At 41.1% G+C, this 653-nt stretch carries 1 protein-coding gene and 1 pseudogene; both read left to right on the top strand.

What is annotated here, in order from left to right; genetic code table 11:
* Positions 1–37: 37 nt before the first annotated feature.
* Positions 38–507 (top strand): annotated as a pseudogene (locus tag DYY66_RS13855) (aquaporin); the annotation flags it as partial.
* Position 508: 1 nt separating this feature from the next.
* On the top strand, positions 509–653 hold a 145-nt coding region (locus DYY66_RS13850; protein ID WP_255496013.1), incomplete at both ends, for an aquaporin.

Raw genomic sequence — 653 nt, 5'->3', positions numbered from 1 at the left:
TGCATGGCTTGCAGAATCTATAGGTACATTTTGTCTAGTGTTCTTTGGACCCATATCAATTACATTATCCGTTATAGCTTTTGGAAACGGACAGCTAACTCCTCAAGCAATACTGATGATAGCATTTGCTCATGGAGCTGCAATAGGGTTGATGGTGTATGCATTTGGTCACGTGTCAGGTGGTCATTTTAATCCGGCAGTAACTTTGTCATTTCTTGCTACAAAAAGAATCAGTGTCAAGGAGGCTATTGCGTATATCGTATTCCAATTAATTGGAGCCGTGGTAGCAGCCGCTGCAAACAAGGCCATATTACCAATGAGCGAACAGGTCAAATACGGGGTTCAAACAGGCCCAAGTGCTCTGATTGGAAATAGTGTGACTTCTGGACTTGCAGTAGAAATTATTCTTACATTCTTCTTGGTGGCAACTATTTTCATGACTGTATTACATAAAAAAGCAGCTGCAGGCTTGTATGGATTTGCAATAGGTGGTATAATATTTCTTGANACGTAATTGGTGTTCCATTAACTGGGGCCAGCATGAATCCTGCAAGAACATTTGGCCCTGCATTGATTTCTGGCTTTTGGGATTATCATTGGATGTATTGGGTAGGACCAATAGTTGGTGGTGTAATAGCCGGTTTGATAATGAA

Origin of the sequence: Candidatus Nitrosotalea sp. FS (genome assembly GCF_011319475.1) — an archaeon.
In the GTDB taxonomy this organism is placed as follows: Archaea; Thermoproteota; Nitrososphaeria; order Nitrososphaerales; family Nitrosopumilaceae; genus Nitrosotalea.
Note: the sequence above shows the minus strand (reverse complement) of the source record. Positions and strands in the feature narration are given on the sequence as shown.